Origin of the sequence: Isoptericola jiangsuensis, assembly GCF_002563715.1 — a bacterium.
Classification (GTDB): domain Bacteria; phylum Actinomycetota; class Actinomycetes; order Actinomycetales; family Cellulomonadaceae; genus Isoptericola; species Isoptericola jiangsuensis.
This window is the reverse complement of sequence record NZ_PDJJ01000001.1, coordinates 2,723,736-2,742,301: the sequence shown is the minus strand read 5'-3', so window position 1 is coordinate 2,742,301 and position 18,566 is coordinate 2,723,736. Positions and strand designations below refer to the sequence as shown.

The following is an 18,566-nucleotide window of genomic DNA, read 5'->3' as shown; positions in this document are numbered from 1 at the left end:
GCCCACTCGCGACGACGCCGCGACGACCGGGGTGCCTCCCGGTCGCCGCGGCGTCGTCGTGCCGGGGCTACTCCCCGGCGCGCTGGACGACCTCGGTGAGGCGGTTCGCCGCGGCCACGACGGACGCGGAGTGCAGGCGGCCGGGCTGGCGGGTGAGGCGCTCGACCGGTCCGGAGACCGAGACGGCGGCGACGATGCGCCCGGACGGGCCGCGCACCGGGGCGGACACCGACGCGACGCCGAGCTCGCGCTCGGAGACGGACTGGGCCCAGCCGCGGCGTCGGACGCCGGACAGGATCGTGGCGGTGAAGACGGCGTCGCGCAGCCCGCGGTGCAGGCGGTCCGGCTCCTCCCAGGCGAGGAGGATCTGCGCGGCGGACCCGGCGTGCATGGTGAGCGTGGCACCCACCGGGATGGAGTCGCGCAGGCCCACGGGGCGCTCGGCGGCCGCGACGCACACGCGGTGGTCGCCCTGTCGGCGGTAGAGCTGGGCGCTCTCGCCCGTGTGGTCGCGCAGCGCCGTGAGCACCGGGTTCGCGGCGGCCAGCAGTCGGTCCTCGCCGGCTGCGGTCGCGAGCTCGTTGAGGCGCGGGCCGAGCACGAACCGGCCCTGCATGTCGCGCGTCACGAACCGGTGGTGCTCGAGCGCCACGGCGAGGCGGTGGGCGGTCGGCCGGGCCAGGCCCGTCGAGGAGACGAGCTGCGCCAGGGTGGCGGGTCCGGCCTCGAGAGCCCCGAGAACGGACGCGGCCTTGTCCAGTACGCCGACTCCGCTAGTATCGTCCATAGGTCGATACTGACGTCTCGCTTGCTGAGATTGCAAGTCCTGGGAAAGATCCCGCGTCGGTGTCGCGACACCAGAGGAAGACGACAGCCGCCACCAGGGCGGCGGACGAGGAGCTCGAGATGGCCGGGACGCTGGCAGAGAAGGTCTGGGAGGCGCACCTCGTGCGCCGCGGTGCCGACGGGGCGCCCGACCTCCTCTACATCGACCTCCACCTCGTCCACGAGGTGACCAGCCCGCAGGCCTTCGAAGGCCTCCGCCTCGCCGGACGCCAGGTGCGCCGCCCCGACCTCACCCTCGCCACCGAGGACCACAACACCCCCACCCTCGACATCGACCTGCCCATCGCGGACCTCACCAGCCGCACGCAGATCGACACCCTGCGCAACAACGCGAAGGAGTTCGGGGTCCGCATCCACTCCCTCGGCGACGCCGACCAGGGCATCGTCCACCAGGTCGGCCCCCAGCTCGGCCTCACCATGCCCGGCCTCACCGTCGTCTGCGGCGACTCCCACACCTCCACGCACGGCGCGTTCGGCGCCCTCGCGTTCGGCATCGGCACCTCCGAGGTCGAGCACGTCATGGCCACCCAGACGCTGCCCCTCGCCCCGTTCAAGACCATGGCGATCACCGTCGACGGCGAGCTGCCCCCCGGCGCCACCAGCAAGGACATCATCCTCGCGATCATCGCCAAGATCGGCACCGGCGGCGGCCAGGGCTACGTCCTGGAGTACCGCGGCGAGGCCATCCGCCGCCTCTCCATGGAAGCGCGCATGACCATCTGCAACATGTCGATCGAGGCCGGCGCCCGCGCCGGCATGATCGCCCCCGACGAGACCACCTTCGAGTACCTCAAGGGCCGCCCCCACGCCCCCGAGGGCGCCGACTGGGACGAGGCCGTCGAGTACTGGAAGACCCTGCGCACCGACGACGACGCCACCTTCGACGCCGAGGTCGTGCTCAAGGCCGAGGACCTCGAGCCGTTCGTCACCTGGGGCACCAACCCCGGCCAGGGCCTGCCCCTGTCCGCCAACGTGCCCGTCCCCGCCGAGATCGCCGACGCCAACGAGCGCGTCGCCGCCGAGCGCGCCCTCGAGTACATGGGCCTCGAAGCCGGGCAGCCCCTGCGCGACGTCAAGGTCGACACCGTCTTCATCGGCTCCTGCACCAACGGCCGCATCGAAGACCTCCGCTCCGTCGCCAAGGTCGTCCAGGGCCGCCACAAGGCCGACGACGTCCGCGTCCTCGTCGTCCCCGCCTCCGCACGCGTCCGCCTCCAGGCCGAGGCCGAAGGCCTCGACGTCATCTTCAAGGACTTCGGCGCCGAGTGGCGCAACGCCGGCTGCTCCATGTGCCTCGGCATGAACCCCGACCAGCTCGCCCCCGGCGAGCGCGCCGCCTCCACCTCGAACCGCAACTTCGAGGGCCGCCAGGGCAAGGGCGGACGCACCCACCTCGTCTCCCCGCTGGTCGCCGCCGCCACCGCCATCCGCGGCACCCTGTCGTCCGTGTCCGACCTCGACCTCGGCGACGACGTCGACCTCACGACGTTCGACGGCACGCCGCTGGCGCCGCTCGCCGCCCCGTCGTTCGTCTGACCCGACCCCCCGCTAGGAGCACCGCCATGGAGAAGTTCACCACCCACACCGGCGTCGGGGTCCCGCTGCGCCGCAGCAACGTCGACACCGACCAGATCATCCCCGCCGTCTACCTCAAGCGCGTCACCCGCACCGGCTTCGAGGACGCCCTCTTCGCCGCCTGGCGCGGCAACCCCGAGTTCGTCCTCAACCAGGACGCCTACAAGGCCGGCTCCGTCCTCGTCGCCGGCCCCGACTTCGGCACCGGCTCCTCCCGCGAGCACGCCGTCTGGGCCCTCAAGGACTACGGCTTCAAGGTCGTCCTCGCCTCCCGGTTCGCCGACATCTTCCGCGGCAACTCCGGCAAGCAGGGCCTCGTCGCCGGCATCGTCGCGCAGGAGGACATCGAGCTCCTCTGGAAGATCCTCGAGGCCAAGCCCGGCACAGAGATCACCGTCGACCTCGAGGCGCGCACCGCGCACGCCGACGACGTCACCGTGCCCTTCCAGATCGACGACTACACGCGCTGGCGCCTCATGGAGGGCCTCGACGACATCGGCCTCACCCTCCAGCACGAGGACGACATCGCCGCGTTCGAGGCCAAGCGTGCCGGATGGCGTCCGAAGACCCTCCCCGCCAAGCACCTCCCGAAGGTGGAGATCGAGCCGGCACGTCCGGTGTCCTGACCCTCGGCTCGTGTGGACGCGCCCTGGTGCGTTCGCGAGGGCTGGTGGGACTCCGCGCGCGGTCGCGCTCACGGTCGCTGCGCGACCTGCGCTTCCCGTCTGACGACCGCGCGCGGAGTCCCACCATCCCTCGCTCCGTGGGCGGCTCGCGTTCTCTGAGGCACGTCGCGGACACGCGGTTCGGGCCAGCGCAGGTTCTGATCGGTGACGAGAGGCCGGTTCGGCAGCAACAGCTGCCGGACCGGCCTCTCTTCGTTGTCCAGCGGGGGTATCCGCGAGTCAGCGCACGTTCTGGTGACTCAGCGCTCGTTCCCGCGAGTCAGCGCAGGCTTGGTCGAGTCAGCGCACGACGGCGCCAGCCAGCGCAGGCTTCCGCGAGTCAGCGCCAACTCCCGCGAGTCGGCGCACGTCTCGTCGAGTCAGCGCACGAGGGCGCCCGTCAGCGCAGGTCCTCGCCAGTCAGCGCTGGTTTGGTCGAGTCAATGCTCGGATCCGGTGAGTCAGGGCAGGTTCCGGTGACTCAGCGCAGACCTGCCGCGGCTCGGCGCTCGATGACGGCGCCAGCCGAAGACGAGTCGCCTCCGGGTGCTCAGAGCGTGGGCGGGCCCTGGCGGACGCGGTCCAGGAGGGACTCCGGGGTGGTCGACGGGTCCCACCAGGACTCCATCCACCAGGTCGCACCCGCTGCCGCTGCCTCGGCGGCCTGCTCGCGGGCGACGTCCGGGTCCGCGTCGAGGCGGCCCTGGTGCACGATGTCGAAGGGGCCGGCGTCCGGGCTGCGGTGCTCCGCGATCCACGCGGACAGGCTGCGGAGGTCGTCGGTGCCGGGCTCGGCGTCCTCGGGGGTCTCGCCCCCGCGGACCTGCACCACCATGCCGTCCCAGCGCAGCGCCCGGTCCAGGCTGCGGCGCGGCGGGGACTGCGCGTCCCACACCCCGACCGGCCAGACCGGGACCCGGCCGTGCACCGGCGGCTCCGGGAAGCGGAACGGACCCGTGGCGGCCCACTCGCCGTCGTGCTCGAACACCTCGCCCGACCACGACCGTTCCATCCAGTCGAGCACCTCGTCCAGCGCGCGGGCACGGTCGCGCAGCGACGCCGGCTGACCGGCGACCGACGAGAACGCCCGATCGCTCGGCACGCCCATGCCCACCGGGAGCACCAGGCGTCCGCCCGACAGGTGATCAACGGTGAGGACCTGCTGCGCCAGCTCCCACGGTCGACGACGCGGCGGCGCGAACACCATCGCGCCGAGCGTGATCCGCTCCGTCACCGCGGCGACAGCGGCCAGCAGCGCGAACGGGTCCCACGTCGCGACGTCGAACCCCGGCTCGTCCAGGGACACGCCGTCCCACGTGAAGAACCCGTCCCAGCCGTGCTCCTCGCACTCGCGCGCCAGCCGCACGTGCTGCGCCGGCGACCCGAAGCTGCCGATGAACCCGAACCGCATACCGACCTCCGTCGTCGAGGGACGCGACGTCCGACCGTCGTCGGCCCACGTCGTCCTGCCCGTCGACCGTACGGGCCGCCCCCGACATCCGCCCGCACGGCCACCGCCCTCGCCCCGACTCGGCGGCCCCGACGGCACAGGCTCCCGACGTCCCGTGAAAGCCCCGCCGGACGAACGAGCGTGCTGGCTCGGTACGTCATCGGCCGTCTTGGGGTATCGAACCAGCACGCACGACGGCCGACCGGGCCGTGTGGCGGGGGAGCGGCATAGGGTATCCCGCGTGAACGACACCCCCACCGTGGAGATCTGGACCGACGGCGCGTGCAAGGGCAACCCCGGCCTCGGCGGCTGGGGCGTGCTCCTGCGCTCCGGCGAGCACCGCAAGGAGCTGTTCGGCGGGGAGAAGCTCACCACCAACAACCGCATGGAGCTCACCGCCGTCGTCGAGGGCCTGCGCGCTCTCAAAGGGCCCAGCGCCGTCACCGTCCACACCGACTCCTCCTACGTCATGAACGGCATGAAGACGTGGATCGCCGGATGGAAGCGCAACGGCTGGCAGACGTCCGCGAAGAAGCCCGTCAAGAACGTCGACCTGTGGCAGGCCCTCGACGCCGAGGTCGCCCGCCACGACGTGCGCTGGGTCTGGGTCAAGGGCCACGCCGGCGACCCCGGCAACGAACGCGCCGACCAGCTCGCCAACGACGGCGTCGACTCCGTGCGATAGACGTCACAACGCAGCAGTCCCCCCACGAGAATAGGCTGGACCCCATGGCTTCCCACTACGACGTCGTCCTCCTCGGAGCAGGCCCCGGCGGCTACGTCGCCGCGATCCGTGCGGCCCAGCTCGGCAAGTCCGTCGCCATCATCGAGGAGAAGTACTGGGGTGGTGTCTGCCTCAACGTGGGCTGCATCCCCTCCAAGGCTCTCCTGCGCAACGCCGAGCTCGCCCACATCTTCCACACGCAGGCCGACTTCTTCGGCATGTCGGGTGACGTGAGCTTCGACTTCGGCAAGGCCTGGGACCGGTCCCGCGACGTCGCGGACGGCCGGACCAAGGGCGTCCACTTCCTCATGAAGAAGAACAAGATCACCGAGTACGACGGCCGCGGCACGTTCCGCGACGCGAACACGATCGAGGTGACGCTCAACAAGGGCGGCACCGAGACGGTGACCTTCGACAACGCGATCATCGCCACCGGCTCCAAGGTCCGCCTCCTGCCCGGCGTCGAGCTCAGCGACAACGTCGTGACCTACGAGAAGCAGATCATGACCCGCGAGCTGCCGAAGTCGATCGCCATCGTCGGCGCCGGCGCCATCGGCATGGAGTTCGGGTACGTCCTCAAGAACTACGGCGTGGACGTCACCATCATCGAGTTCCTCGACCGCGCCCTGCCCAACGAGGACGCCGACGTCTCCAAGGAGATCGCCAAGCAGTACAAGAAGCTCGGCATCAAGCTCCTCACCTCCACCGCCGTCCAGACCATCAAGGACGACGGCAGCTCCGTCACCGTCTCCTACAAGGGCGTCAAGGACGACAAGCCCGGCGAGATCGTCGTCGACAAGGTCCTCTCCGCCGTCGGGTTCGCCCCCAACGTCGAGGGCTTCGGACTGGAGAACACCGGCGTCCAGCTCACCGAGCGCGGCGCCATCGCCATCGACGACCACATGCGCACCAACGTGCCGCACATCTTCGCCATCGGCGACGTCACCGCCAAGCTCATGCTCGCCCACGTCGCCGAGGCCCAGGGCGTCGTCGCCGCCGAGACCATCGGCGGCGCCGAGACCATGACCCTCGGCGACTACCGCATGATGCCGCGCGCCACCTTCTGCTCCCCGCAGGTCGCCTCGTTCGGCCTCACCGAGCAGCAGGCCAAGGACGAGGGCTACGACGTCAAGGTCGCATCCTTCCCCTTCATGGCCAACGGCAAGGCCCACGGCCTCGGCGACCCCACCGGCTTCGTCAAGATCGTCGCCGACGCCAAGTACAACGAGCTCCTCGGCGCCCACATGATCGGCCCCGACGTCTCCGAGATGCTGCCCGAGCTCACCCTCGCGCAGAAGTGGGACCTCACCGCCGACGAGGTCGCCCGTAACGTCCACACCCACCCCACGCTGTCCGAGGCCATCCAGGAGGCCATCCACGGCATCGCGGGGCACATGATCAACTTCTGAGACCAGGGACAAAACGGACAGGTTCGTCCGTCCTGCTGAGAGGCCTTGATCTGCGGTATCGCCGCAGGTCAAGGCCTCTTTCTGCGCCTCGATCAGGGTGGACATCCGGGGTCGGCCGAGGACAGAAATGTTCATTCTGGGGGGCACGCAGGGGGCACGACGGCGCGTATCGTCGTGTCGTGCCCCATCTCGTCCGGGGCCAAACGAAGGGCTCGGGGGAGGGGCACTCATGGTCGAGGCGACGATGGCCCAGCGGACGACGGCGGGGCGCCGCGAGGCGTGGGGCCGGCTGCGCAAGCTCCCCTCCAAGCGGTGGCAGGCGCGGTACCCGGCTCCCGACGGGACGCTGCTATCGGCGCGGACTGAGGACGACCGCCCGCTGACCTTCCTGACGAAGAGCGACGCGCGCGCCTGGCTCAACCGCGTCCACGACTCGATCGCCCGCGGGGAGTGGGAGCCACCCGCCGACGCCGTGGCCCGGCGGGCACGCGAGGAGGCCGAGGCCGCCGCACGCGACGTCACCTTCGCCGACTACGCCGACCGGTGGCTGGAGCGCATCGCGACCGAGCCCGGCAAGGGCGGCAGGCTGCGCAAGCCCGCCACGGTGATGATGTACCGGGGCCGGGTGAACAACTACCTGCGCGAGCCGCTCGGGGACACGCTGGTGCGTGAGATCGACACCGCCGCCGTCCGGGACCTGACGCGGGACCTCGTTGCGATCCCGTCACGGCTGCGTCCCGGCACGACCCACAACGGCATCGCCGGCGACGCGATCGACGTGCTCAAGATGATCCTGCGCGCCGCAGTGCGCGACGGCGTGCTCGCCGCGATGCCCGACGTCGCCACGCCGCAGCGCAAGTCCGTGCGCCACGACCAGGACCACGCGCCCGAGGACGACGTCGCCACGCCCACCCAGGTCGAAGCGCTCTACTCGGCGATCCCGCAGCCGTGGAGCATCGCCGTGCTGCTCGCCGCGTGGTGCCAGCTGCGCCGCGGCGAGGTGCTCGGGCTCCAGCGCCGCGACATCGTGTGGAACCACGACCGCACCGCGGCGACGCTGCACGTGCGGCGACAGAAGAACGGCTCGACGGGGACACTCACCGAACCCAAGTCCGAGATGGGCGTGCGCTCAATGGCGGTGCCGCCGTTGATGATCGACCGCCTGCGCGAACAGATCGACGAGCGTGTGGGATCGGCCCCGTCATCGCCGGTCGTCCCGACCCGGGTCAAAGGCTCGGTGCACATGGCGGCATCGCGGTGGAACACGATCTGGGCCCAGCATCGAGTCGCCGTGACCGGGCTGCCGCAGAACTACCGGTTCCACGACCTGCGGCACACCGGCCTGACGCGTTTCGCGCAGGAGGGCGCGACGCTCGCCGAGCTCATGCGCCGCGGCGGCCACGCCGACATCAAGGTCGTGCTGCGCTACCAGAAGGCGACGATGGCTCGCGACATCGAGCTCGCCGCCCGCATGAGCGCAAGTGTCGACGACGAGCTGGCGCGTGCCTTCGCCGAGCGTTGACGCGCAGCGGAGGAGAATCGAGGCCTCAGTCATGCGGTGTCAAAACCTTACCGAAATGGCAGTATTCTGACGTGTACTGCCGGAGCAGGCACGACCCTGGACAAGGGCGGGCGGCAAAACGCCCCCGCTAGTGGTAGGAACTTGACTCGTCGCTCGTGGTGGGCGGCTTCCTGTCTTGTGGCATTTATCGAGGGCCCTATCTGCTATGCGCCAACAACGAGCACTACAAGGTCGGGGCCCGCGCCCCGATGGTCCGCGCCTGCGCTCTCCACGACCCAGCTGAACGGGGTCACGTTGGCACGCACCGCCTCCCAGCGCAGGAAGCTTGATCTGCACGGCATCGACGACCTACCTCAGGTCGGATTCGACGCCGTTCGGGGCGACCCGGACGAGATTGCCGCTTCGCCCCCGGACGACCAGTTCGAATCCGACGTCGTGCACGAGCTCGACGAGATCCGTCGCGGGTGCTGCGGGAAGGACGACCGTGCAGGTGACCGGCTGCTCGGCGAAGCGCCTGTAGTCGAGAAGCTGCCCTATCGCCTGCCGTACGGCAACACGAGCCCCGGTGGCCTTTGCTTCATACAAGACGCGTGCCGTGGCATCGTAGGTATCGGTGAGGAGGCGTGTGCTCGACTTGGGCACATGAAGCCGTAGGCGACCCACTTCGTGTCCTCGCTTGCCGAGGATCGCCTCAAGCTCAGCCATCAGCTCGGCTTCCCGACGTTCGGCAACCCCCGCCTCTCTAGCCTTGACGTCGAACGCTCGCACTTCGTTGCTCTCAGCGGGCACGAACTCCTGCAACAGTCGCGTGTCTGGCACGTCAGCGAGGACGACACCGGATTCGGGATCTTCAGCAGATAGCGGGATGAGGCGAAAGACGAGCACGGTCCGTAGCTGACCGTTGCTGTGGACGTCCTCGCGTCGGAACGGGTTGCGGGGATCGAGTCGAAACTCGCCCAGGTATCGCTGGCGCTTCCCGCCCCTCATGCCGGCAGGTGTAGAGAGTGCATCGAACACCCGGAGCGCCCGGCCGTCCTGCGCGTGCTTGATGATCGCCTGATTTCCCCGCGAACTCTCGCGCTGGTCACCGGTCTGACCCTCACCGGTGTAGTAAAAGGCGCCGTCTGCAGCAAAGCCGTCGAAGTTGTATCCATGGCGGCGCCCGACCGCGGGGTCGGAGTAGACCATGATGTTTGGAGTCCTGGCGGAAGGCTCGATGCCACCTTGGATCGACCCACCGAAACGCGCTGACACCTCACTTCGTGTCGTGATGGTGCCCGTCGCAATGTCCCATTCGTCAGCCATGTACGCACCGTATCGAAGGCAACCGACAACTTCTGGCTCGGAATGCGTTCATCATCCGCGCGATCCCCCGGATGCACCGGTCGCGAGACGTCGTCGATCTCGTGCTCCTGCGGTTCCTGCTTCAACGCGGACGGCGAAGCGACCCTGGCCGACATTCGTCCGGCCGCAGTGGCGGTACTGGAGACGCGCGCTCAGGATGCGCGTGCGCTGGGCCGCACTGAGCGTGTTTGGCCGCCGACCGTGACTGCTCATGAACACTGGGCGCGCGATTACGCGGCGGCAGACTCGGGACGCCGACCTGTCGATCTCGCTCCACGATGCCGTCGCAGCAGTCAACGAGTGGATCGTCCAGATCGATCACGCGCAGTAGGTGAGTACGCCCCTGTCGATATCGGCGTGGGCCTGAGTGTTTCTCCGGCGATGTGCTTGGTGACCAGCGACCGTCGATGGGCACCGCCGTCACCGAGGAGACTCCGATGAACGCACAGCAGGAAGCCCGCGACCGCACCGGCGAGCGGGGCGCGTCGAAGTCCGGTCCGCGAGCCGCGTCGAGCTACGGCAACGCCCGGCGTCAAGGGCGTCCCACCGCCAAGAAGGCTCCGACCGACGGCCACTTCGTCTCCCTCGTCGTCGCCGCCGAGCTCGTCGGGGTGTCGGTAAAGACGCTCCGACGCCGCATCGCCGCGCATGTGCTGCCGGCGTACCGGCTCGGCGGTGGCCGGGCCATTCGCGTGAACCTCGGCGAGGTCCGCGACGCGCTCCTCATCCCCTATGACGAGGCGTGAGACTCGTCGCGAACCGCAATGGTGTCAACCGTGCACCTCACATGGGTCTGTTCGATCAGTGGCTCTTTCGCACTTCCTCATCGGACAGATGAAGTGTCAACCAGCCCTGCAGCAGTCCCAGCCACTCGTCTCTGGCAAGGAGGGCGGGTCTGTACGGTTTTCGGTGTAACTCCTGACCAGGAGGAACGCGTTGAACATGCAGGTGGAGACGACCGCGGGAGCGGTCGTGGTGGAGGAGCAGGACTCGGTGACGAGGACGCCGCAGGCGCCGCAGTTGGACAAGGCGTTGATCGCCGCTCTGGTCGATGACGCTCAGGCGTCCGGGCTGGGCATCAACGGGGAGAACGGGCTGCTGGCTCAGCTGACGAAGCTGGTGCTGGAGTCCGCGCTCGAGGGTGAGATCACCGCGCACCTGGGCTACGACAAGCACGAGAAGGGCGCATCGAGGGACGGCAATGCCCGGAACGGCACCCGGGCCAAGACGGTGCTGACCAAGGGCGGCCCGGTGCAGATCGAGGTGCCTCGGGATCGGGCGGGGACGTTCGAGCCTGCGGTGGTTCGCAAGCGTCAGCGCCGGCTGGGCAGTATCGAGGACATCGTGCTGTCGTTGTCGGCGCGGGGGATGACCCACGGTGACATCTCGGCGCACCTGGCAGACGTGTACGGGTCCGAGGTGTCCAAGACGACGATCTCGACGATCACGGACAAGGTCTTGGACGGCATGGCCGAGTGGCAGTCTCGTCCGTTGGACCCGGTCTACCCGGTGGTGTTCATCGACTGCATCCACGTCAAGGTTCGCGACGGGCAGGTCGCCAACCGGCCCATCTACGTCGCCCTGGCCGTGACCGTCGACGGGAACCGCGACATCCTCGGATTGTGGGCCGGCGACGGGGGCGAGGGTGCGAAGTACTGGCTCCAGGTCTTGACCGAGATCAAGAACCGCGGGGTCGAAGACATCTTGATGGTGGTGTGCGACGGCCTCAAGGGGCTGCCTGACTCGGTGAACACCGTCTGGACGGACACGATCGTGCAGACCTGCATCGTGCACCTGATGCGCAACAGCTTCCGGTACGCCTCCCGAGCGCACTGGGACGCGATCTCCCGCGCCCTGAAGCCCGTCTACCAGGCCGCGACCCTCGCCGAGGCCGAGGCCAGGTTCGAGGACTTCGTTGAGGCCTGGCAAGACACCTATCCCGCGATCGTGCGGCTGTGGCGCAACGCGTGGGCCGAGTTCGTGCCGTTCCTCGCGTTCGACCGCGAGATCCGCCGGATCATCTGCACGACCAACGCGATCGAGTCCGTCAACGCCCGGATCCGTAAGGCGGTCCGGGCCCGCGGCCACTTCCCCAACGAGCAGGCCGCGCTCAAGTGCATCTACCTCGCCGTGATGGCCCTCGACCCGACCGGGACCGGCAGGGCCAGGTGGACCATGCGGTGGAAGCAGGCCCTGAACGCGTTCGACATCACCTTCGACGGGCGCCTCAGCGCGCACCGCCGCTGACCCTTTCAAAACACCCAGTTACACCGAAAACTGGACAGACCCAGGAGGGCGGCTGTCGCCAGCGCCGTGCGCGGCCCCGCCCTACTCTCGGGAAAGGGCGACCATGCGGTCGCATCCAAAATGACCAACCCGAGATCGACCGTCTACCCGACGGCGCAGTACGCATCGGCTGGGATGAGGGACATCGCGCGCCTCCGGTCGATCACCTTCACGGCATCGCGGCCAGTTTCACCCACGCGTTCGCGCGCCACCTGCACCGATGCCGGTCGCCCCGGGTAAGTTCCTTGCTGCGGCCTCGTGCCGCGAGTGACAGGCGTGCGCCCGTCGCCGAAGAGCACTGTTGCCCGCGCGGGTGGGCCGAAGGAGTTACGTCGTTGAGCCAGTTGAGCAACTTCGTGTGGTCGATCGCGGACCTGTTGCGCGGCCCGTTCAAGCCGCACCAGTACGGCACGGTGATCCTGCCGTTCACGATCCTGCGGCGCATGGAGTGCGTGATGGCCCCGCAGCGGGAGGCGATGGCCGCAGCCGTGGCGAAGTCCGAGGACCCGACAATGCGCCGAGCCCTCGTGCGCCGAGCCACAGGGCTGCCGTTCTACAACTCCTCGAAGTACACCCTCGCCACGGCCCTCGAGGATCCAGACAACCTCGCGGCCAATCTGATCGACTACGTCAACGGGTTCTCCACCGAAGTCGACGTGTTCAAGCACTTCGACTTCGAGGCACGCATCCACCACCTCGACGCTGCTGACCGGCTCATCCCCGTCACCCAAGGTTTCGCGAAGGTCGACCTGTCCACCGGCAATGTGTCCAACGCGGGCATGGGCGACCTGTTCGAGCACCTGATCTTCAAGGACTTCGAAGCCTCCAACGCCGAGGCCGGAGACTTTTACACTCCACGCGACGCCATCCGGCTGCTCGTGGATCTCGTCTTCGCCGAGGACACCGACGCCCTCGCAGCGCCCGGCATCACCCGCAGCGTGTACGACCCGGCAGCTGGCACCGGCGGCATGCTCTCCGTCGCCGAGGAGCACCTGCGCGACCTCAACCCCAAGGCGAATCTCGCGCTGTACGCGCAGGAGATCAACCCGTCGTCCTACGCGATCGCCAAGTCCGACATGCTCATCAAGGGCCAGGACATCGCCAACGTCCGCATGGGCGACACCCTCGCCGAGGACCTGTTCGCGGGCGAGACCTTCGACTTCGTCCTCTCCAACCCGCCCTACGGCGTGGACTGGAAGGCGTCGGAGAAGGCTGTGCGCGCCGAGGCCGCCCGCGGCACCGCCGGCCGCTTCGCCCCAGGTCTGCCCTCCGTGGGCGACGGTTCGATGCTGTTCCTGTTGCACCTCCTCGCGAAGCTGCGCCCGGCCGACGCGCGGGGCAACGGCGGTCGCGGCGGTATCGTGCTCAACGGCTCCCCACTGTTCAACGGCGGCGCCGGCTCCGGTCCGTCCGAGATTCGGGGGCACCTGCTGGAGAACGACCTCATCGACGCGATCGTCGCGTTGCCGAACGACATGTTCTACAACACCGGCATTGCTACCTACCTGTGGATCCTGGACAACACCAAGCAGCCCGAACGGCGCGGCAAGGTCCAGCTCATCGACGCGACCAAGCTCGGCACCAAGATGCGCAAGTCCCTCGGCTCCAAGCGTGTGGAGATCAGCGTCAGGGACCGCGAGCAGATCGTCCGCGCCTACGATCAGTTCGACGCCGCACCCTCCGACGCCGCCGATGGCGGTCCGCGGTCCAAGGCGTTCGACAACCTCGACTTCGCCTACTGGTCCGTCACCGTCGAGCGCTCGTTGCGGCTCAGTTTCCAGGTCACCCCCGAGCGGCTCGAGAACTTGTCGGCGTCGAAACCACTGGCCAAGGTCGACGGCCTCGTCGAGGCGCTCGGCTCGTTCGGCGACAGGCTGTACCTGAACCGCGAGGAGTTCCTGCGCGACGTCGGCAAGCACCTCGGCTCCCACAGTGTCGCGTTGTCGACGCCGCAGCGCAAGGCCCTGTGGACCGCGCTCGGCGAGCGCGACGAGACCGCCGACATCTGCACCGACACCAAGGGCCGCCCAGAGCCCGACACCAGCCTGCGAGATACCGAGATCGTCCCCTTCGGCTGGGGCGACAACCCCAAGACCCACGACGCTGAGAAGACCACCATCCAGGCCTACTTCGACGAAGAGGTCGCACCCCACGTGCCCGACGCCTGGATCGACTGGAGCAAGACCAAGGTCGGCTACGAGATCCCGTTCACCCGGCACTTCTATGAGTACGTGCCCCCGCGCCCGCTCGCCGAGATCGACGCCGACCTCGAAGCCTCCGTGGCTCGAATCCTCAGCCTCCTCCGAGAGGTCGAACAGTGAGAGACCTTCGGCCAACAGGTCTCAAGTGGCCAGCGACCGTGCCCGCTGGATGGAGGGTCGTCCCGGCGAAGGGTGCGTTCATCGAACGCCGCGAGAAGAGCGGCCCCGACGACGTCCACCTCACGCCGTCGCAGAGCTACGGCGTCTTGCCGCAGAACGAGTACATGAGGATTACGGGCAACCGCGTGGTTCTCAACCTTGAGGGCCAGGACAACATGAAGCACGTCGAGCCAGATGACTTCGTGATCCACCTTCGCAGTTTCCAGGGTGGAATCGAGTGGTCAGGTGTTGCCGGAAAGGTGTCAATGGCTTACACCGTATTGACGCCGCGGAACCACGAGGTGGTCCCTGAGTTCTTTCGATGGGTGCTCAAGTCTGAGGGGTACATCCAAGAGATCAGGTCGACGACGGACCAGCTCCGCGACGGTCAGTCCATCAAGTACTCCACCTTTGCCAAGGTGCCCCTGCCGCTGCCTCCGGTGGACGAGCAGCGGCGGATCGCGGACTTCCTGGACGCTGAGACCGCCGAGATCGACACCCTCATCGCCGAGCAGGAACGTTTCATCGACCTCCTCCGCGAACGCCGGGACGCGGTCGTGTCCCGCGCGGTCGAGACAGGTCCCCTCGTGGCGAGTCTCGGGCTCGTCCTCGAAGGCATGAAGGATGGGACACACGGCTCGTTTGAACGCACAGGTCCCGAAGGTGGTTTCCCCCTACTTGGTGCGCGAAACGTAATGGGTAGTCAGGTAGTGATCGACGGCGCTGAATCGTATATCTCTCAGGCGGATCATGACTCGATCGTTTCGAATGGGTACCCCCGCCGCGGTGATGTGCTCCTCGTTATCGTCGGGGCAACTATCGGCAAGACTGCCGTCCATGAACGCGATGAGCGTCTGTCGTTTCAGCGGAGCGTGGCGTTTCTCCGTCCAGCGGAGGCGCTTGACCCGTACTATTTGTGGCTTCAGATCCAAGGGCGGAAGTTCCAGGACGAGCTACGGCTCCGTGCCAAAGTATCTGCGCAGCCCGGCATCTACTTGGGTGACGTGGCCGGAATTCCCGTGCACGTCCCCGCTCTGGAGGAGCAGCAGGAGATCGTTGGTCTTGTGCGTGCGCAGACACAGAGGATTGACCGCCTGATGGACGAGGCCGCGCACAACATCGCGTTGTCGAAGGAGCGGCGGTCAGCGCTGATTACGGCCGCTGTCACAGGCCAGATTGGCGTGTCGGCAGGGAGGGCCGGCTGATGTCAGACGCGGCGGCCGAGCTCGCGCTCGAGGTAGAGATCGCCGAGTACCTGGCGGCGCATGGCTGGTTGTACTCGCCGAACGACACCGGCTACGACCCTGCCGTGGCACTGTTCCCCGACGACGTGTTTGGCTGGTTGGAGGCTACGCAGCCCGACGAACTGACCAAGGTCGTCAAGGCCGGGTCGACGTCGGGGGCCAAGCAGCGTCAGCAGCTTCTCGCTGCGTTGGCCAAGCGGCTGGATGCCCCGACGTCGCACGGCGGCGGCACGTTGAACGTGCTGCGCCGGCCGTTCGCGCACGTGAACGCGCACCTGGAGATGTGCCAGTTCAAGCCGGCGACGTCGCTGAACCCAACGACCAGCGCCCGGTACGAGGCGGTGCGGCTGCGGGTGATGCGGCAGGTGCATTTCTCCCCGGTCAAGGGTGACTCACGGTCGATCGACTTGGTGTTCTTCGTCAACGGCATCCCGGTGGCCACCGCGGAGCTCAAGACCAGCTTCAAGCAGGACATCGGGGCAGCCAAGGACCAGTACCGGAATAACCGCGACCCCAAGGGGCAGCCGCTCCTCGGGCACGGCAACCGTGCGCTGGTGCACTTCGCCGTCGATGACGACGAGGTTTGGATGACCACCAAGCTCGCCGGGACCAAGACGTACTTCCTTCCGTTCAACCGCGGCACCGCCGACGGCGGGGCGGGGAATCCGCCGAACCCGCACGGACCGGCGTCGTCGTACCTGTGGGAGCGGGTGCTGCAGCGCGACGCGTGGTTGAACATCCTCGGCGCGCTCATGTTCGTCAAGCACGAGGAACACGTCGACCCGATCTCGGGCAAGCGCTCGAAGTCCTCGACGATCATGTTCCCGCGGTTCCACCAGTGGGAGGCCGTCACCTCCCTGGTCTCAGCCGCACGGTACGAGGGGCCGGGACAGCGGTACCTGATCCAACACAGTGCGGGGTCGGGCAAGACAAACTCGATCGCGTGGACCGCGCACCGCCTCGCTCGCCTGCACGACAACGCGAACGCCAAGGTGTTCGACACGGTGCTGGTCATCACCGACCGCACTGTGCTCGACGACCAGCTCCAGGCCGCCGTCCGGCAGATCGACGACAAGCGCGAACTCGTCGTCACGATCGACGACACCGAGGTGCGCAAGGCCGGCGGGTCGAAGTCCAAGGCCCTCGCCCAGGCGCTGACGGACAAGCGGCTCATCGTCGTGGTGACGATCCAGACGTTCCCGTTCGTCATGAAGGAGCTCGCCGAGAACGCGGCTCTGCGCGGCAACCAGTTCGCGGTGATCGTCGACGAAGCGCACACATCGCAGACCGGTGCGACGGCGTCGAAGGTCAAGGAGGTCCTGGCCGGCGGCGGCGTCGAAGTACCGGACGGTGAGGCGGGCGTGGACGAGGAGGACCTCGTTAACGCTGCCGTGGAAGAGCTCATTGCGGCGCTGCAGGCGCAGCGGGCGCGGTCGGCGAACGTGTCGTACTTCGCGTTCACCGCGACCCCGAAGGCCAAGACGCTCGAGCTTTTCGGCCGGCCGGAGGCAGACGACCCGGAGGAGATCCCGAAGGCGTTCCACCTGTACTCAATGCGCCAAGCGATCGAGGAAGGGTTCATCCTCGACGTGCTGCGGGGCTACCAGTCCTACTCCACGGCGTTCGAGATCGAGCGCACCGCCGTCGAGAACAGTGTCGCCGCAGGCTCGGGCGGCCCTGGCGAGCTGGTGGACGAGAAGGCGGCGTCGCGGGCGATCATGACGTTCGTCAAGCTGCACCCGACGAACATCGGGCAGAAGGTCCGCATCGTCGTTGACCACTTCCGAGCCAACGTGGCCCACCTGCTCGACGGGCACGCCAAGGCCATGGTCGTGACCGCCTCGCGCAAGGCCGCGGTGCGGTACAAGGTCGAGATCGACGCCTACCTGCGCACTATGGGCTTCACCGACATGCAGGCGCTGGTCGCATTCTCCGGATCGCTCGACGACGAGGAATACAACATCGAGAACGCCACCGAGGCGACCATGAACCCGGGGCTGGCGTCGTCGGACCTGGCCGAGGAGTTCAAGGCCGCGCAGTACCGAGTCATGATCGTGGCCGACAAGTTCCAGACCGGGTTCGACCAGCCTCTGCTGTGCGCGATGTACGTCGACAAGCGGCTCGACGGGATCACCGCCGTGCAAACACTGTCCAGGCTGAACCGCACCTACCGGGCGCCGTCAGGCGAGGTGAAGGAGAAGACGTTCGTCCTCGACTTCGTCAACGAACCCCACGACATCCAAGCCTCGTTCGAGCCGTACTACGCCGAGGCTCGGATCGAGACAACCACCGACCCGAACATCGTCCACGAGATCGCTGCCAAGCTCGCCGAGGCCGACATCTACACCGACGACGACGTCGAGGCCTTCGCGCACGCGTGGTTCACCAGGGCAGGACACGGGGCGTTGTCCGCCGCGATCAAGCCGCCCAAGGACACATTCGCCATCCTCTACTCCTCGGCGAAGGCTCGTTCGGACGCGGCCGAGGTCGAGCGGCTCGAGCTGTTCCGCAAGGACGCCGGTACCTTCGTGCGGCTGTACGACTTCATGAGCCAGGTCGTCGACTACGGGTCGACATCGCTGGAGAAGCTGTCGGTGTTCCTACGCCAGCTCGTGCGCGTCATCGCGGTCGACCGGCTCAACGCCACGGTCGACCTCTCCGACGTCGTCCTCAAGCGCGTCAAACAGATCGACCGCGGTCAGATCGACCTCGGACTGTCCGGCGACGCCGTGCTCTCACCCGCATCTGAGGCCGGGTCTGGGGCCAAGCGGGACCCGAACATGGTTGCGCTCAACGAGATCATCGCGCGCATCAACACCCTTTTCGCCGGTGACTTCGAGCCTGGGACCGTCGAAGGTTTCGTGCGCTCTGCGGCGGCTGAGGTATCTCGCGACCCGCAGGTAGTCGAGGAGATCGAGGCAAATGAGATCGACCAGTTCCGCAAGAGCCCCACAGTCCCGAACAAGGTCATCGACGCCGTCCTCGACGTGCCCGGCCTCATGGAGAAGATGACCGGCGAAGCCATCGGCAACCCCGCCATCATCGCCGCCATCGCCGAAGCCGCCTACCTAATGCACAAGATCCAGTACGCCGACGGAGAGTGAGCGACGTTGGTGCAGTCGACAGCGGACGTACCCGACA

General features: G+C 67.9%; 13 protein-coding genes. 10 read left to right on the top strand and 3 right to left on the bottom strand.

From position 1 onward, the window contains the following. Window positions 1-67: 67 nt before the first annotated feature. Window positions 68-787, bottom strand: a complete 720-nt coding sequence (locus ATJ88_RS12530) for an IclR family transcriptional regulator (RefSeq protein WP_068200245.1) — start codon at window positions 785-787, stop codon at window positions 68-70. Between the two features lie 119 nt (window positions 788-906). Here ATJ88_RS12530 and leuC point away from each other — a divergent pair, with 119 nt between their 5' ends. Together leuC and leuD are read left to right on the top strand one after the other, a co-directional pair. Beyond that, window positions 907-2,382, top strand: a complete 1,476-nt coding sequence (gene leuC, locus ATJ88_RS12525) for a 3-isopropylmalate dehydratase large subunit (RefSeq protein ID WP_098464110.1) — start codon at window positions 907-909, stop codon at window positions 2,380-2,382. 26 nt (window positions 2,383-2,408) lie between these two features. Further along, window positions 2,409-3,047: a 3-isopropylmalate dehydratase small subunit gene (leuD, locus tag ATJ88_RS12520; RefSeq protein ID WP_098464109.1), complete on the top strand. Its 639-nt coding sequence runs from the start codon at window positions 2,409-2,411 to the stop codon at window positions 3,045-3,047. Window positions 3,048-3,636: 589 nt separating this feature from the next. On the opposite strand, the gene ATJ88_RS12515 is transcribed toward leuD, so the two are convergent. Continuing rightward, window positions 3,637-4,497 (bottom strand): LLM class flavin-dependent oxidoreductase, encoded by an 861-nt coding sequence (locus ATJ88_RS12515; RefSeq protein ID WP_098464108.1) that lies wholly within the window; start codon window positions 4,495-4,497, stop codon window positions 3,637-3,639. A gap of 280 nt (window positions 4,498-4,777) precedes the next feature. On the opposite strand from ATJ88_RS12515, the gene rnhA reads away from it, so the two are divergent. The 3 genes from rnhA (at window position 4,778) to ATJ88_RS12500 (ending at window position 8,191) form a co-directional block, all read left to right on the top strand. Beyond that, window positions 4,778-5,221: a ribonuclease HI gene (gene rnhA, locus ATJ88_RS12510; RefSeq protein ID WP_170023622.1), complete on the top strand. Its 444-nt coding sequence runs from the start codon at window positions 4,778-4,780 to the stop codon at window positions 5,219-5,221. A gap of 44 nt (window positions 5,222-5,265) precedes the next feature. Beyond that, entirely contained in the window at window positions 5,266-6,669 is a 1,404-nt protein-coding gene (gene lpdA / locus ATJ88_RS12505; protein ID WP_098464107.1) for a dihydrolipoyl dehydrogenase, read from the top strand. Window positions 6,670-6,898: 229 nt separating this feature from the next. Continuing rightward, the gene (locus ATJ88_RS12500; RefSeq protein ID WP_245852405.1) at window positions 6,899-8,191 is read left to right on the top strand and encodes a tyrosine-type recombinase/integrase; all 1,293 of its coding nucleotides are present in this window, start codon (window positions 6,899-6,901) and stop codon (window positions 8,189-8,191) included. Window positions 8,192-8,539: 348 nt separating this feature from the next. Here the strand turns inward: ATJ88_RS12500 and ATJ88_RS12495 are convergent, their stop codons facing one another. Beyond that, window positions 8,540-9,496, bottom strand: coding sequence for an SRA domain-containing endonuclease (locus ATJ88_RS12495; protein ID WP_141538683.1), 957 nt, complete (start codon window positions 9,494-9,496; stop codon window positions 8,540-8,542). 446 nt (window positions 9,497-9,942) lie between these two features. Between ATJ88_RS12495 and ATJ88_RS12490 the strand changes: the two genes are divergently transcribed. The 5 genes from ATJ88_RS12490 (at window position 9,943) to ATJ88_RS12470 (ending at window position 18,529) form a co-directional block, all read left to right on the top strand. Beyond that, complete coding sequence (locus tag ATJ88_RS12490; protein WP_098464105.1) at window positions 9,943-10,281, top strand: helix-turn-helix domain-containing protein; 339 nt, start codon at window positions 9,943-9,945, stop codon at window positions 10,279-10,281. Between the two features lie 196 nt (window positions 10,282-10,477). Next, the gene (locus ATJ88_RS12485) at window positions 10,478-11,782 is read left to right on the top strand and encodes an IS256 family transposase (RefSeq protein ID WP_425432702.1); all 1,305 of its coding nucleotides are present in this window, start codon (window positions 10,478-10,480) and stop codon (window positions 11,780-11,782) included. 395 nt (window positions 11,783-12,177) lie between these two features. Continuing rightward, window positions 12,178-14,142, top strand: a complete 1,965-nt coding sequence (locus tag ATJ88_RS12480; RefSeq protein WP_245852403.1) for a type I restriction-modification system subunit M — start codon at window positions 12,178-12,180, stop codon at window positions 14,140-14,142. Between the two features lie 38 nt (window positions 14,143-14,180). Then, window positions 14,181-15,386, top strand: coding sequence for a restriction endonuclease subunit S (locus ATJ88_RS12475; protein WP_098464103.1), 1,206 nt, complete (start codon window positions 14,181-14,183; stop codon window positions 15,384-15,386). Continuing rightward, complete coding sequence (locus ATJ88_RS12470) at window positions 15,386-18,529, top strand: type I restriction endonuclease subunit R (protein ID WP_098464102.1); 3,144 nt, start codon at window positions 15,386-15,388, stop codon at window positions 18,527-18,529. Before ATJ88_RS12475 ends, ATJ88_RS12470 begins: the two co-directional genes overlap by 1 nt. Window positions 18,530-18,566: the final 37 nt, after the last annotated feature.

Bases quoted from the DNA above. Each gene is read 5' to 3' on its own strand.
- ATJ88_RS12530 (WP_068200245.1), bottom strand. From the start codon at position 787: ATGGACGATACTAGCGGAGTCGGCGTACTGGACAAGGCCGCGTCCGTT.
- leuC (WP_098464110.1), top strand. From the start codon at position 907: ATGGCCGGGACGCTGGCAGAGAAGGTCTGGGAGGCGCACCTCGTGCGC.
- leuD (WP_098464109.1), top strand. From the start codon at position 2,409: ATGGAGAAGTTCACCACCCACACCGGCGTCGGGGTCCCGCTGCGCCGC.
- ATJ88_RS12515 (WP_098464108.1), bottom strand. From the start codon at position 4,497: ATGCGGTTCGGGTTCATCGGCAGCTTCGGGTCGCCGGCGCAGCACGTG.
- lpdA (WP_098464107.1), top strand. From the start codon at position 5,266: ATGGCTTCCCACTACGACGTCGTCCTCCTCGGAGCAGGCCCCGGCGGC.
- ATJ88_RS12500 (WP_245852405.1), top strand. From the start codon at position 6,899: ATGGTCGAGGCGACGATGGCCCAGCGGACGACGGCGGGGCGCCGCGAG.
- ATJ88_RS12495 (WP_141538683.1), bottom strand. From the start codon at position 9,496: ATGGCTGACGAATGGGACATTGCGACGGGCACCATCACGACACGAAGT.
- ATJ88_RS12490 (WP_098464105.1), top strand. From the start codon at position 9,943: ATGGGCACCGCCGTCACCGAGGAGACTCCGATGAACGCACAGCAGGAA.
- ATJ88_RS12485 (WP_425432702.1), top strand. From the start codon at position 10,478: ATGCAGGTGGAGACGACCGCGGGAGCGGTCGTGGTGGAGGAGCAGGAC.
- ATJ88_RS12470 (WP_098464102.1), top strand. From the start codon at position 15,386: ATGTCAGACGCGGCGGCCGAGCTCGCGCTCGAGGTAGAGATCGCCGAG.